At 64.9% G+C, this 14,245-nt stretch carries 13 protein-coding genes; 6 read left to right on the top strand and 7 right to left on the bottom strand.

Going from position 1 to position 14,245, the window contains the following annotated elements:
• The 4 genes from CQ12_RS15485 to CQ12_RS15470 all read left to right on the top strand — a co-directional run.
• The coding region (locus CQ12_RS15485; protein ID WP_198164161.1) for a tetratricopeptide repeat protein at positions 1 to 1,032 on the top strand (1,032 nt) is incomplete at its 5' end.
• A gap of 113 nt (positions 1,033 to 1,145) precedes the next feature.
• A complete protein-coding gene (locus tag CQ12_RS15480; RefSeq protein ID WP_057836157.1) occupies positions 1,146 to 1,949 on the top strand; it encodes a COG3904 family protein in 804 nt (267 codons plus the stop codon).
• Positions 1,950 to 2,222: 273 nt separating this feature from the next.
• Entirely contained in the window at positions 2,223 to 3,149 is a 927-nt protein-coding gene (locus tag CQ12_RS15475; RefSeq protein ID WP_057836167.1) for a sulfite exporter TauE/SafE family protein, read from the top strand.
• A 17-nt stretch (positions 3,150 to 3,166) separates the two neighbouring features.
• A complete protein-coding gene (locus tag CQ12_RS15470; protein ID WP_157088240.1) occupies positions 3,167 to 3,928 on the top strand; it encodes a TIGR02186 family protein in 762 nt (253 codons plus the stop codon).
• Between the two features lie 113 nt (positions 3,929 to 4,041).
• On the opposite strand, the gene CQ12_RS15465 is transcribed toward CQ12_RS15470, so the two are convergent.
• The 3 genes from CQ12_RS15465 to CQ12_RS15455 form a co-directional block, all read right to left on the bottom strand.
• Positions 4,042 to 5,391 (bottom strand): Nramp family divalent metal transporter, encoded by a 1,350-nt coding sequence (locus CQ12_RS15465; protein WP_245309931.1) that lies wholly within the window; start codon positions 5,389 to 5,391, stop codon positions 4,042 to 4,044.
• A 94-nt stretch (positions 5,392 to 5,485) separates the two neighbouring features.
• Positions 5,486 to 6,268: an MBL fold metallo-hydrolase gene (locus CQ12_RS15460; protein WP_057836155.1), complete on the bottom strand. Its 783-nt coding sequence runs from the start codon at positions 6,266 to 6,268 to the stop codon at positions 5,486 to 5,488.
• The gene (locus CQ12_RS15455; RefSeq protein ID WP_057836154.1) at positions 6,265 to 7,197 is read right to left on the bottom strand and encodes a DMT family transporter; all 933 of its coding nucleotides are present in this window, start codon (positions 7,195 to 7,197) and stop codon (positions 6,265 to 6,267) included. The genes CQ12_RS15460 and CQ12_RS15455 overlap by 4 nt, the downstream gene beginning before the upstream one ends.
• Before the next feature lie 98 nt (positions 7,198 to 7,295).
• On the opposite strand from CQ12_RS15455, the gene CQ12_RS15450 reads away from it, so the two are divergent.
• Both CQ12_RS15450 and CQ12_RS15445 read left to right on the top strand, forming a co-directional pair.
• Entirely contained in the window at positions 7,296 to 8,159 is an 864-nt protein-coding gene (locus tag CQ12_RS15450; RefSeq protein WP_057836153.1) for a LysR family transcriptional regulator, read from the top strand.
• The gene (locus CQ12_RS15445; RefSeq protein WP_057836152.1) at positions 8,156 to 8,503 is read left to right on the top strand and encodes a hypothetical protein; all 348 of its coding nucleotides are present in this window, start codon (positions 8,156 to 8,158) and stop codon (positions 8,501 to 8,503) included. The genes CQ12_RS15450 and CQ12_RS15445 overlap by 4 nt, the downstream gene beginning before the upstream one ends.
• A gap of 13 nt (positions 8,504 to 8,516) precedes the next feature.
• Here the strand turns inward: CQ12_RS15445 and pdeM are convergent, their stop codons facing one another.
• The 4 genes from pdeM to CQ12_RS15425 form a co-directional block, all read right to left on the bottom strand.
• Entirely contained in the window at positions 8,517 to 9,188 is a 672-nt protein-coding gene (gene pdeM / locus CQ12_RS15440) for a ligase-associated DNA damage response endonuclease PdeM (RefSeq protein ID WP_057836151.1), read from the bottom strand.
• A gap of 51 nt (positions 9,189 to 9,239) precedes the next feature.
• Complete coding sequence (locus CQ12_RS15435) at positions 9,240 to 11,819, bottom strand: ligase-associated DNA damage response DEXH box helicase (RefSeq protein WP_057836165.1); 2,580 nt, start codon at positions 11,817 to 11,819, stop codon at positions 9,240 to 9,242.
• 161 nt (positions 11,820 to 11,980) lie between these two features.
• Positions 11,981 to 13,210 carry an ABC transporter substrate-binding protein gene (locus CQ12_RS15430; RefSeq protein WP_057836150.1) on the bottom strand — a complete coding sequence of 410 codons (1,230 nt, stop codon included), beginning with the start codon at positions 13,208 to 13,210 and terminating at the stop codon, positions 11,981 to 11,983.
• A gap of 106 nt (positions 13,211 to 13,316) precedes the next feature.
• Positions 13,317 to 14,243 carry a class I SAM-dependent methyltransferase gene (locus tag CQ12_RS15425; protein ID WP_057836149.1) on the bottom strand — a complete coding sequence of 309 codons (927 nt, stop codon included), beginning with the start codon at positions 14,241 to 14,243 and terminating at the stop codon, positions 13,317 to 13,319.
• Positions 14,244 to 14,245 lie beyond the last annotated feature (2 nt).

The raw sequence follows: 14,245 nt of genomic DNA, 5'->3' as shown, positions 1-14,245 counted from the left end.
GATACCGGCAGCGTGCTGCAACTGCCGATGTTCGAACAGTCGAGCGAGCCGGCGCCGCCGGCCCAGGCCCCGGCACCTTCGGAGACCAGCGTCCGGCCCGCGCCCGCCATGCCCGCGGCACCCGCGCCCTCGATGATTTCACCGACGCCGGTCGAGAAGCAGTCGAACAATTCTTCCGCACCCAACACCCTGGATGCGGCACGGATCTCGGCCCTGCCTCAGGCGATCACGCCTCCGGCGGCATCCAATGACGTTACCGGCACGATTGCGACCCTCCCGGCAACCGGCGGCAAGCTTGCGATGGCTGTGGTGCCTTCGACCGAGCGGCTGCCCGAGGCGATCGGCGGCCCGGCGCTGCGCGCTGCCGCGCTGAAGGGCGACCCGGCCGCGGCCTACGAGATCGGCGTGCGCTTTGCCGAAGGCAAGGGCGTTGCGTCCAATCTCGACGAGGCCGCCAAATGGTACGACCGCGCAGCCCAGGCCGGCGTGGTGCCCGCCTTGTTCCGGCTCGGCACCTTCTACGAGAAGGGCCTGAGCGTGAAGAAGGACGTCGATATCGCGCGGCGTTATTATCTGCAGGCGGCCGAACGCGGCAGCGCCAAGGCGATGCATAATCTGGCCGTGCTCGACGCCGACGGCGGCGGCAAGGGCGCCAACTACAAGAGCGCGTCGATCTGGTTCCGCAAGGCGGCCGATCGCGGCGTTGCCGACAGCCAGTTCAACCTCGGCATCCTCTATGCCCGCGGCATCGGCGTCGAACAGAACCTCGCGGAATCCTTCAAATGGTTCAGCCTCGCAGCCGCCCAGGGCGATGCGGACGCCGGCCGCAAGCGCGACGATGTCGCCAAGCGGCTCGATGCCCAGTCGCTGGCGGCGGCCAGGCTCGCGATCCAGACCTTCAGCGTGGAGCCGCAGCCCGAAGACGCCGTCAACGTCGCCTCTCCCGCCGGCGGCTGGGATTCAGCACCGGCCGCCACGGGCAAGCCCGCCGTCAAGCCGGCGCCGTCCAAGCGCACCGCGGCCGTTAATTAAATTTAATTCCAGGTCGCGACGCCGCGCTGCTGTCGCCGCCACATCCTCGACCATAAATTCGTACAATGGACCGCGGCCGCCCCCAAACGGGGACGGCTTGCAGAGAGGATCGATTGTCAACCGAGGATAGCCAGAACGGGGAAAACCGCTTCCGCAGGTCGCCGACAGGCCCTGCGATCACGCCGCCGCGCATTCCCCCCGGTCGGCCACCGGCGCCGCCACCTCGGGCGCCCCTCCTCAAACGGCATTTCTGGTCGATCGCCATTTTCATCCTGCTGGTCTCCGGCGTCTGCATTCGCGCCTACCGGGACCTGTCGCAGCCGGATGCCTGGACCTACTGGAAGGACCAATACGTCTCGCCAAGCCTGACATCCCAGGTGGTCGACACGCTCTATCTCGACGGTTCGAGCCGGGGACGCCGCGCGCTGTTCGTCAGCGGCACGATCGGCCCCGCTGCCGCAAGCTGGTTTCGCACCAGGCTGGACCAGGCCAATCTCGCGCCTGGCGACATCGTGTTGTTGGCCTCCCCCGGCGGCGATCTGAGCCAGGCCGTGATCATGGGCGAGATCATCCGGTCGCGGTCGCTGGCGACCGCGGTCGGCAGCACGGATGCTTCCGGCCGCGTCAAGCCCGGCTATTGCGCCAGCGCCTGCGTGCTCGCCTATGCCGGGGGCAAGACCCGCTACGGCGTATTGGGCTCGGCATTGGGTGTTCATCGCTTTGTCACAACCAGACCCGTGGACGACCCCGTCGCAGAGGCTCAGCGGATATCAGGCGCCGTGCTGGGCTACATGACCAAAATGGGGGTCTCGTCCTCCATCGTGGAAGCGATGTCGGAGACGCGGGATATTCGCTGGCTCAGCCCCAAGCAGGCTCTGGCGATGAACCTCGTCACCGAGCAGCTCGCAAAGCCCTGAGCCGGGCAATTCCCTGATACGCCGAACCGGTCACGGCCCCGGAATAATCCCGCGCGTTCCCACACGGACACATCAGGCAAAAATTTGCCTTCCGGGGCATTTTTCGTCCCTCACGCAACCGAATTCAGTTATGCAAAGACGCGGGAACCGGCCCTGCGCACGCAAAGGTGCATGCGCGAACCGGCTCCCACTGCCGGCAAACACAAGACAAACCATGCCGTGAAGCGGCCTCCCGGCCGTCTCTTGCGGCAAAAGCTACAAAAGCAGACGCGCGTGCAGCTCTACCTCCCGATCGCCGACATTCCCGTCAATGTTTTCCTCATCCTGGCGATGGGCGCCGCGGTCGGGTTCGTCTCCGGCATGTTCGGGATCGGCGGCGGGTTCCTGATGACGCCGCTTCTGATCTTCGTCGGCATCGCGCCTGCGGTCGCGGTCGCCTCCGTCGCCAGCCACATCGCGGCTTCCTCGTTCTCCGGCGCGCTCTCCTATTGGCGACGGCGCGCCATCGATCCGGTGCTGGCGGCGGTGCTATTGACCGGCGGCAGTATAGGCACGGCGCTGGGGGTCTTTACCTTCACGCTGCTGCGCTCGCTCGGTCAGCTCGATCTCATGATCGCGATGTCCTACGTGATCCTGCTGACCACCGTCGGTGGCCTGATGTTCTGGGAAGGCCTGCGGGCGCTGCTGCGCGCCCGCCGCGGCGGACCTGTGACCACGCGCCGCCCGGGCAGCCATGTCTGGATCCATGGCCTGCCGCTGAAGATGCGCTTCAAGCGCTCGAAGATCTATCTGTCGGTCATTCCCGTGGTCGTGATCGGCCTGCTGATCGGCTTCATCGGCGCGGTGATGGGCATCGGCGGCGGCTTCATCCTGGTGCCGCTGTTGATCTACGTGCTGCGGGTGCCGACCTCGACCGTGATCGGCACCTCGATGGTGCTCACCCTCGTCACCATGGTGTTCGCCACCATGCTGCACGCGGTCACCAACCACCTGGTCGATGCGGTGCTGGCGCTGATCCTGATGGTCGGCGGCGTCACCGGGGCCCAGTTCGGCGCGCGTGCAGGGCAAAAGATCCGCGGCGAGCATCTGCGGCTCCTGCTCGGCCTGCTGGTGCTCGCCGTCGGCGTCCGTTTCGCCGTCGAACTGGTGATCCGGCCCGAGGATCTCTTCACCATTCGCGAGACGGGGGTGACGGGATGACCACGCGCCTCATCCTCATGCTCGGATGGCTTGCGCTGGGCGCCGTGCTCGCCGCCTCGCCGGCGCAGGCCGAACGGCTGATCGTGTCGGTGTCCAACCACCGCGTTACCGTGACGCCGAACTATTCCGGCGAGGAACTGGTGCTGTTCGGTTCGGTGGAGAAGGACGCCAACACGCCGGCCAATCGCAGTTACGATCTGGTGGTGACCGTGGCCGGCCCGCGCGCCGACATGGTGACGCGGCGCAAGGAGCGCCGCTTCGGGATCTGGATCAACACCGACTCCCGGCAGTTCCTGCGCGTTCCGACCTACTTGGCGCTGTTCTCCAACCGGCCGTTCGACGCCATCGCGTCGCCCGAAGTGCAGCGGCGGCAGCAACTCGGACTCAATAACGTGCTCCTGACCCAGCGCGTCGGCGGCGACTACGCCGACGTCGTGCCTGATGATGCGTTCCGCAGCGCCTTTGTGCGGCTGCGCAAGCAGCACGGCCTCTATCGCGAGGAGACCTCGGCGGTGACGTTCCTGACGCCGACGCTGTTCCGCACCGGGATTCCCCTGCCCGCCGAGGTGCCGATCGGCCTCTATAACGTCGAGATCAAGCTGTTTGCCGACGGTGCGCTGGTGGCCAAGACCGATACGGCGTTCGAAATCGTCAAGGTCGGTTTCGAACAGTTCGTCGCCACCACCGCGCGTCAGAACGGGTTTGTCTATGGCCTCGTCACAGCCTTCATGGCGCTGATGACGGGATGGATGGCGTCGATCGTGTTCAGGAAGGATTGAGGCGGTTGCGTTCGTCATTCCGGGGCGATGCGAAGCATCGAACTATGGTGCGCAATTGCACCTGAGAATCTCGAGATTCCGGGTCTGGTCCTTCGGACCATCCCGGAATGACGTCAAACAAAAAACCCCACGCCCATCGCCACCACACTCAACAGCATCGCCCCCGTCGACAGCCACCCGAGCCAATACACCGGGCCCTTCACCACAAACCTGCCCATCACGTCCCTGCGGCGCGCCATGAACATCAAGAGCACCATCACCGGCACCGCGAGCACGCCGTTGATGACGGCGCTCCAGTACAGCGCCGAGATCGGGTTGATCGGCGTGAAATTCAGCGCAATGCCGATCCCGGCCGACAGCGCCAGCACGGCATAGAAAGCGGCCGCTTCCTTTGGCTTGCGCGCGAGCCCGACCGGCCATCGCCGCCCCTCGCCGACGGCGTAGGCCGTGGCGCCCGCGAGCACCGGGATCGCCAGCAAGCCGGTGCCGACGATGCCGAGCGCAAAAATCGCTTCCGCAAAGGCTCCGGCGATGGGACGCAGCGCTTCGGCCGCCTCTGCCGAACTCTTGATATCGGTCTTGCCGGCCGCATGCAGCGTCGCCGCCGCGGTGACGATGATCGACAGCGCGATCAGGTTGGAGAACGACATGCCGACGATGGTGTCGGCGCGGATGCGGCTGAATTCGCGCCGGGCGCCATAATGCTTTTCGATCAGGGGCCGCTTGGTCTTGTCGACGCGCTGGTCTTCGGCTTCCTGCGAGGCCTGCCAGAAGAACAGGTAAGGCGAGATCGTGGTCCCGAGGATGGCGACGATGGTGGTGAAATAGTCAAAGCTCCAGTCAACGCGCGGGAAAAGGATGCCGGCGAGCGCCTCGCCCCACGAGACTTTCGCAAAGGCGAGTGCGGCGACGTAGGCGAACAGGCTGAGCGTCAGCCATTTCAGCACCGCGACGTAGCGCTTGTAATCGAGGAAGATCTGCGCCGCGACCGAGGTCACGCCGAACAGCAGCACATAGGTGATGCTGTGGCCGCCGATCAGCAGCTTGGTGGCATCAGCCATCGCGCCGAGATCGGCCGCGATATTGATGGTGTTGGCGATGAACAGCAGCGTCACCACCACATGAAGCAGCCACGCCGAATAATGCCTGCACGCATTGCCTGAAATGCCGTGACCGGTGACGCGGCCAACCCGCGCGGAAATTTCCTGGATTGCCGCCATCAGCGGAAAGGTCAGCAGCATGGTCCAGCCGATGCCGTAACCGAACTGGGCGCCTGCCTGGCTGTAGGTGCCGATCCCCGACGGATCGTCGTCGGACGCGCCGGTGATCAGGCCGGGGCCAAGCGCCATCAGTGCATCGCGGAAACGAAACCGACGGGCTTGCTCGGCCTTCACGGCCGGCTCGACGTGGCCGGAGTTCGTACGCTTGAGATGCCTCGAATTCGATAAGGTACGATTTGCCATGCCGCGCGTTTCCACCGCGGCAACAACAAAGCTGGCGGGGACAAGTTCCTGAAAGGAACGCCTCCCCGCATTGCCCGGCGGACAAGTGGCGACGTCACGCGGCGCGTAACGGCTCGATGATCGTCGCAACGCCCGGCTGCAGAATCCGCAATCGCGATCCAAAGCCCAGCGTGTCGAAGGTGGCGCGCAAATCGTTCGCGTTCTGGCGGAAATGCTTCCATCCGTCGGTATGCACGGGCACGATCACCGCATCCGCAAACGCGCGCGCCGTCTCGATGGTGTCGTTGGTATCCATGGTGAGATGGAACGGACCGCGGGTCTGCGCTGCGCCGGCGAACGGCAGCACCACGCCGGCCTTGAAACGCTTTGCTACTTCCGCCACGCCATCGAACCAGGTGGTATCGCCGCTGATGTAGATCGGGCGGCTACCCGCCTTGCTCGATTCGACCACAAAGCCGATGACGTCGCCCGACAGCGGTTCGATGCCGGCCGGCCCGTGACGGGCGGGCGTCGCGGTGATGGTCAGGGATTGGCCGCCCTTCTTCAAGGTGGTCGATGCCCAGGGCGCAAAACCCTCGGTGTTGCCGCCGAGCCGCTTGGCTCCTGCCTCCGTTGTCAGCACGCGCATCGCGTCCTTGAGGAAGTCGCGGCCGGAATGATCGAGATTGTCCGAGTGCTGGTCGTGGCTCAGCAGCACCGCGTCAATCGCGCCGACATCGCGTGCGCTCATTGCGGGCCCGACGAGTTTCTCCAGCCTCACATGCGGCCATTGATACTCTTCGCCGGGCGCATCGAAGGTCGGATCGGTGAGAAGGCGAAAACCGTCGATCTCGATCAGCGCGGTGGGACCGCCGATCAGGGTGATGGACAGGCTCATGCCGCACTCCTCTTGTTGGCCGATGCGGTGACTGCAGGGCGCGTCACCAGGTAGATGCCGAGCGCGACCGGAACGATCCCGAGCAGATCGCGAAACTCGACATGCTCGCCGAGCACGAGGAACGCGAACAGCATGCCGAGCGGCGGCATCAGGAAATGATAGGCGCTCGCAGCCGTCGCGCCACACACTTTCAGGAGATGAAACCAGAGCAGATAAGCGAGGATCGAGCCGCCGAGCACGAGAAAGGCGAACGCACCCAGGAGCCGCGCGCTCGGCACGATGTCGCCGACGCTGGAGAGCGTGAAGGCGAACGGCATCACGGCAAGGCCGCCGGCGATGTTCTGGATGCCGTTGCCGACCCACAGCGAGCCCTTCGGCGCCAGCACCTTGAACAGGATGGTGCCGGCGACGATCGAAGCCAATGATGCCAGCGTGAACAGGATGCCATGCCAGTCATCCGTGCCGACGGACATGCGGTGCCAGACGATGAAGGCGACGCCGGCCATGCCGAGCATGAGGCCGGTCACTTTACGCCAGGTCAGGGCTTCGCCGAGGAACAGCGCCGCCAGCATCGCGATGAAGACGGGATTGGCCGATACGATCAGGCCGCCGAGACCGGCGGACACCGTCTTGAGCCCGGTATAGCCGAGGCCGAGATACAGCGCGTTGTTGGCAACGCCGAGCGCCGCGAACACGGCGACGTCGCGCCACGACAGGTCCCATTCCTCGCGGCGCAGCACTGATATGCCGAGGATCAGGATGCCGGCCAGCGAAAACCGCGCGGCGAGCAGGATCAGCGGCGGGCAGTCTGTGACGCCGATCTTGCCGGCGACGAAGGCAAAGCTCCAGAGCAGGCAGAACAACGCGATATAGAGTGGAAGTGTGTTGAAGGTGGTGCGGGGAACCGCGACCGAAGGCGCGAGCGACATAGGAAATCTCCTTGTCCCCATGATCTAGGCCCGCGCCTTGATATTTGGAAATTAAATGATAAACTGACATCCAGTGGATTTATGAATGGAGCATTGCCATGCTCGATCTGGAGCTCCTGCGCAGCTTCGTCTCCGTCGTCGATGCCGGCGGCTTTACCCGCGCCGGCGAGCGCGTCCACCGCACCCAATCGACCGTGAGCCAGCAGATCAAGCGGCTGGAAGACGATGTCGGCCAGCCGCTGCTCAACCGCAACGGCAAGGATGTGACGCCGACGGAAGCCGGCGAACGGCTGCTGTCCTATGCACGGCGGCTATTGTCGCTCGCAGAAGAAGCGCGCGACGTCGTGGCGCGTCCCGAAAGCGAGGGTGCGGTGCGGCTCGGCATCCCCGAGGATTTTGCCGCCTATCGGCTCGCGAAACTATTGGCGACCTTTGCGCGTTCGCGTCCCGGGCTGCGGCTCGATGTCCGCGCCGACCAGAGCACATATCTCAAGCGCGACATCGAACGCGGCGATCTCGATCTCGCGCTGCTCAAGCGCGACGCAGGCGGGAACGGCGCGATCGCGGTGTGGCCCGAGAAGGTGCATTGGGTCACGAGCAAAACCCATCCCGTCGACATCAACTCCGGCTCGGTACCGCTGATCGGCTTTCCCTCCGGTTGCCTTTATCGTTCGCGTGCCATTCATGCGCTCGAAAGCACGGGCCGTTCCTGGCACATGGCCTATACGAGTTCAGGCCTCGCCGGCATCCAGGCCGCCGTCGCCGCGGGGCTGGGCCTCAGCATCCTCTCCGACATCGCGATCCAGCCCGGCCATCGCGTGCTCACCGCAAAAGACGGCTTTGCACCGATCGACAAGACGGAGATCGCGCTGATGGCCTCGCCCGATGCGAGCCCCGCGACGCTGCGGCTGGCGGATCGGCTGGCCGAATTCTGCGACAGCGTGGAGGCGAAAGCGGCGTGAGCGACGTCCTGGCTGAGAGGCTGTCTGGAATCCAGCTTGCTCTGTTCGAGTTGATCTGGCCGACGTTCGATTGGATCGAAGCGATATATGTCGGGGCCGAGCCCGGCTTGTGCGTGGCGCATGTCCAAGTCAATCGTCCACCCTCGCAGGCCGAAGAGGACGACTGCAAGCGCCTTCTGGGCGAGATATTTGAAGCTGCGCTGGAGGGCACCCCAATGCGTCTGAAGGTGGTCCAGGGAAAGCAGCAGCCTTTGACGGCTGGCTATCAAGAGGCGATATCAGGCGAGATCTTCAAGATGATTGCCAAGGAAGTTGCGCCATGGCGATTGGACGCGGGACGGTAGGTCTCAATCGTCCTCAATAACACCGCGACGCCGCAATCGCGTGCAGTCTGTTGTCGCCGAGCACATGCGCCATGAAGCCCGGCGTCCCGAAAATCTTCGCGAAGGCCGGATCGCGGATGCTGAGGCCGCCGGTAAAGGCGCCGAACGCCGGCATCACCGCGCGCTCGCCATCGCTCGCAAAACATCGCCGCTCCATCGAGCGGCCGCGGGTGGCGACGCGGGCCTTGGGATGGAGATGGCCGGCGATTTCACCCGCCGCGCCGGTCGGCTCGTGACGAAATGCGATCGGCCCGATCGCCACTTCGTTCGCCACCGTGCCGCCGAGATCGGACGGCAGCGCGGGATCGTGATTGCCCGAGATCCAGATCCAGTCGCGCCGCGCCTGCATTGCCGAGAGCGCGTCGCGGTCAGACTCAGACAGTCGCTCATGCGCCTCGCGATCATGAAAACTGTCGCCGAGCGCAATCACCATGCGCGGGTCGTGCCGCGCGATCACGGCGGCGAGCCGGCTCAGCGTCGCCACCGTGTCATAGGGTGGCAGCAGCACACCGCGTTTGGCGAAGCTCGAGCCCTTTTCCAGATGCAGGTCGGAGACGACGAGCAGGCGCTGCTCCTGCCAGAACAGCGCGCCGGAGATGTCGGCCACGAACCTGACGTCGGCAACCATGACCTTCGCGGCGCGCATCTCTTGATCGTCTCCCGAAGATTGCGCCCCCGCCGTCACGTGCCTTCCCGCCTATCCCATCGCCTCTTTGACGAGTTCATCGGCGGCTTCCGCCAGCAACTCGTCGCCCGCTTCGCCATAAACTGACTCGCGGCCAATTTCCAGCATCACCGGCACCGCGAGCGGCGAAACATGTTCGAGTTCCCGATGGGTGATTCGTCCCTGGATGCGGGAGAGCATATCACCGAGACGCTTGAGATCGAGCAGGCCGGCGGCGGCATCCGCGCGCGCGGCGCGCAGCAGCACGTGGTCGGCCTGGTGCTTGCGCAGCACATCGTAGACGAGGTCGGTCGAGAACAGCACCTGGCGACGGCTCTTCTCTTCACCGGTGAAGCGGCGCGGGATCAGGCCCGAGATCAGCGCACAACTGCGGAAGGTGCGTTTCATCAGTGCGGATTCCGCCAGCCATGCCTCGAGGTCGTCGCCGAGCATGTCGGGCGCAAACAGCGCGGCAAAATCGAGCTTGCCGTGGCGAACCATGAAGGAGACGTCGCCAAGGCCCCAGATTGCGAGCGCGTATTCGTTGGCGACGAACCCGAGCGGCCGGGCGCGGGCGCGCTCCAGCCGCCGCGTCAGCAGCATGCCGAGCGTCTGGTGTGCGAGACGGCCCTCGAAGGGATAGCACACCATGTAATGCTTGCCGCCGCGCGGAAAGGTTTCGATCAGGAGTTCGCGCACGCCCGGCACGCTGGAAAAATGCCGTTGCAGCGACAGCCAGTCGCGCACCTGCTCCGGCAGCGCATTCCATTGCCGCCGATCATCAAGCAGTTTCCGCACCCGTTCGGCGAGATAGGTAGACAACGGAAACTTGCCGCCCATGTAGGACGGCACTTTGGCGTCCTTGTCGTTGGCGCGGGAGACGTAGACCTGATCCTCGACCAGCGCCTCGTAGCGCACGATCTCGCCGCCGAATACGAAGGTGTCGCCGGCGACCAGCCCCTCGATGAAATATTCCTCGATCTCGCCCAGCATCCGGCCGCCGCGGCCGATCATGCCGGTGGAGCCGGCCCCGCCACCGCGGCCGCGCACCAGTTTCACCTTCAGCATGGCCTCTTCGACGATGGTGCCGACGTTGAGGCGATAGCTCTGCCGCACTTTTGGATTTGCGACACGCCAGCGGCCCTGCTTGTCCTGCTTGATGCGGGCGAAGCGCTCATAGGTCTTCAGCGCGTAGCCACCGGTGGCGACGAAATCAACCACGTCATCGAAATCGCTGCGCGTCAGCGACGCATAGGGCGCCGACGTCAGTACTTCCGCATAGAGTTCATCGGAAAGAAACGGCTCGCCGCAGGCGCAGCCGAGCACATGCTGCGCCAGCACATCGAGCGCGCCGGTGCGCAAGGGCGGCGTATCCTGCGCATTTTCGGCGATGGCGTCGATCGCGACCCGGCACTCCAGCACCTCGAAACGATTGGCCGGGATCAGGACCGCGCGCGAGGGCTCGTCAAGCCGGTGGTTGGCGCGGCCGATCCGCTGCATCAGGCGCGAGGCACCCTTGGGCGCGCCGACATTGACGACGAGATCGATGTCGCCCCAGTCAATGCCAAGGTCGAGCGAGGAGGTGCAGACCACGCCGCGCAGTTTTCCGGCCGCCATGGCGTCCTCGACCTTGCGGCGCTGCGCGACATCGAGCGAGCCGTGATGGAGCGCAATCGCAAGACCGTCGTCGTTCATCCGCCAGAAATCCTGGAACAGCATTTCGGCCTGGCTGCGGGTGTTGACGAAGATCAGCGTTGTCTTGTTGCGCTTGATCAACTCGTACATTTCACCGAGCGCATGGCGCGCGGTGTGGCCGGCCCAGGGCAGGCGCTCCTGGGTGTCGAGCATCTCGACGATGGGCGCTGCGGCGCCGCCGGCCACGACGATGTCGGCGGACACTTCCTTGCCGTCACGCTGCGGCATCAGAAACCGCGCGAGCGATTCCGGCTCGGCTACCGTCGCCGACAGGCCGATCGCGCGCATCTCCGGCGCCAGCCGCCACAGCCGCGCCAGCCCAAGCGACAACAGATCACCGCGCTTGGAGGTGACGAGCGCATGCAACTCGTCGAGCACGATTCGTTTCAGGGAGGAAAACAGAAACGGCGCGTCGTCGGAGGACAACAGCAGCGCCAGTTGTTCCGGCGTGGTGAGCAAAATATCCGGCGGATAGCGCCGTTGCCGCTGCCGCCGCGACACCGGCGTGTCGCCGGTGCGGGTCTCGACCTTGATCGGCAGCCCCATCTCCGCGATCGGCGTCTCCAGGTTGCGCGCGATGTCGACCGCGAGCGCTTTCAGCGGCGAGATGTAGAGGGTGTGGAGACCGCCGGTGCGCTTCACGTTGCGGCCGGTGGAGATGAGGCTCTTTGTGCCTTCGCCCCGTTGGGCGGCCGGATGGGAAAGCTCCACCAGCGTCGGCAGAAATCCGGCCAGCGTCTTGCCGGCGCCGGTCGGCGCGATCAGCAACGCGGAGCGGTCCTCACTGGCCTTTGCCAATAGCGCAAGCTGATGCTCGCGCGGCGACCAGCCGCGCGCGGCGAACCAGTCGCGAAACTGGCGCGGCAGCAGGTCGGCCGTTTCCGACGGCGTGACGGAGAAGAGATCGAGCGTCGACACGCCCAAGAGGTAAGCGGTTCAGGCGGCTTCGTCGAGGGCTGGAGCCGCAGACCCGTCGTTCCGGGACGCGCAAAGCGCGAACCTCAGGTGCGCAATTGCGCACCGGGGAACCTCGAGATTCCGGGTTCGATGCTGCGCATCGCCCCGGAATGACCACCGCCCTACTCCGTCACGGGCTTATCCGAGATGTCCCAGTCCTTGCCGTTGAAGATCGAGATGTAGAGCGTCTTCATCGGCGTGTAGTCCTCGGGCGTATAGCTGTAGTTCACGCCATCAAGGAAGTAGGGCGAATGAAAGCCCGCCAGTGTCGTTGCCTGTTTCAGCACGTTAGCGCGGGTGAGTTCGTCGCCGCAGCGGCGCAGGATTTCCGCCATCGACGCAACCTGGCCATACCCGGCAAAGGCGATGGTGTTGTCGGGGTCGACGTTCGGCAGGTATTTCTTGCGCAGTTCCTCGAACGCCATCACATCAGGGTCCTTCTCGAAGCGCGGCACGCCGACTTCCTTGGCGTATCTGATCGCGACGATGCCGGTCGCGTGCTCGAAACCGGCGGCGCTGAGAATCGAGCGGCCGGTCGATCCCGCCGATAGCAGTTGCAGCGGCTTCCAGCCGAGTTCCGCGACTCTGCGGATCGACTGCGACGACGCCTTGCCGGTCGAAATATTGTAGAAAACATCGGCGCCGGACTTCGAGAGACTGATGATCTGCGAATCGATCGTCGGCTCGGTCAAATCGTAGCTCTGCTCCATGATCACCTTGGCGGTGCCGCCGGCATCCGCTAGCACCTTCTTGAAGGGCGCGAGGAAGTCGCGGCCGAAATCGTCGTTCTGGTAGAGGATGCCGATCTTCGCGTTCGGCTTCACCCCCACGACATGCTTGGCAAGGATGCGCGCCTCGGTCGGATAGAGCGGCAGGCCCGCCATGGTCCATTTGAAATTCTTCGGATCGTTCCATTTCGACGCGCCGGTATTGAGCAGGAGCTGCGGCACGCCCTTGGAATTGAGGTATTTGTGCACGGCGGTCTGCGGCGCGGTGCCGAGCGAGCCGTACAGCGCCAGCACTTCCTCCTGCTCGACCAGCCGCCGCGTCGCCTCGACGCATTTCGGCGCGCTGTAGGCGTCGTCCATGCTGAAGAACTTCACCTTGCGGCCGTTGATGCCGCCCTTCTCGTTCAGCATCTGGAAATAGGCCTCGCCGACGCGGCCGAGCACGCCGTAGAGCGAGCCGGGACCGGAATGCGGCACGGTCTGCCCGATCTTGATTTCGGTGTCGCTGGCGCCCGGATCGTATTTCTTCTCGGCGGCCCAGACGAAGGGCGCCGGCATGGCGGAAGCGAGGGCGGAGGCAAGCACGGTGGCGCCGAATTCGCGCCGGGTTTGTTTGTTCTTCATTGTTGTTCTCCCTTATGGGAGTCTTGATCCGGCATTCCGGCGTCAGTGGCAATAGCTGACATGCCGCACGCAATGCCGCCATTCGGCGAGCGCGTAGCGTCTAGACTCAAGTTTTAGCGGCGACGGCGACCAGGCCCGGTACGGGAGTGTTGTCCTCGTTGCGGGCGGAGCGATCTTCCAGCAGCGACAATTTCAGGCCGGAACTCTCCACTGCGGCGCGCGTGTAGGCGGCGGCATGGGCATAGCGCAGCCCTTGGCCGATGACGACGCCTTCGCCGTCATGGGTTTCGGCGGTGAAGGCGAGCAGGCCACCCGGTGCAAGCACGCGCGCGGCCTCCGCGAGAACCGGCGCGAGATCGGCGACATACACCATGGCATCCGCCGCGAGAATGAGATCGGCACTGGCATCCAGCCTCGCGCGCAAACCCTGCAGCATGTCGGCCACTTCAAGCTCGGCGTAGTGGCCGGTGGCGCGCGCCCGCTCGATCATGCGCGGCGACAGATCGACGCCGATGAAATGATCGGCATTCCTGGCGAAGGCCGACGCTGCAAGCCCGGTGCCGCAGCCGAGATCGATCGCACGCTTGAAGAACGCCGGCTTGCGTGCGGTCGATCGCACCGACAGCACCGCCTTGAACAACAGCGCCGGGCCGCGATAGCCGAGGTCGCCGACCAGAGAGGATTCGAAGCGCGGCGCATATTGATCGAACAGGGTTTGCACATAGGCCTGCGACATCCCGGCCAATGGCGCGGCGCCGAGCCGCATCAACCGAAGCGCGGCGCCGTGACGATCGCCGGGATCGCTGGCCTGGGCCTTTTGAAACGCCGAGACCGCCGCCTCATGCTCGCCGAGTTCTTCGCGGATGCCGCCGAGCGTGAACCAGGCGGAGGTGAATTCCGGCGCCAGTTCGATCGCCTGCAACAGAAGATCGGCCGCGGCAGGCAGGTCGCCCTTCAATTGCAGGTCGCGCGCGAATTCGAACCGGCGGTCGGCCATCAGATCGCCGGAAGAGAGAAACAGGCGGGCGGGCATGG

Origin of the sequence: Bradyrhizobium jicamae, assembly GCF_001440395.1 — a bacterium.
Taxonomy (GTDB): domain Bacteria; phylum Pseudomonadota; class Alphaproteobacteria; order Rhizobiales; family Xanthobacteraceae; genus Bradyrhizobium; species Bradyrhizobium jicamae.
Note: the sequence above shows the minus strand (reverse complement) of the source record. Positions and strands in the feature narration are given on the sequence as shown.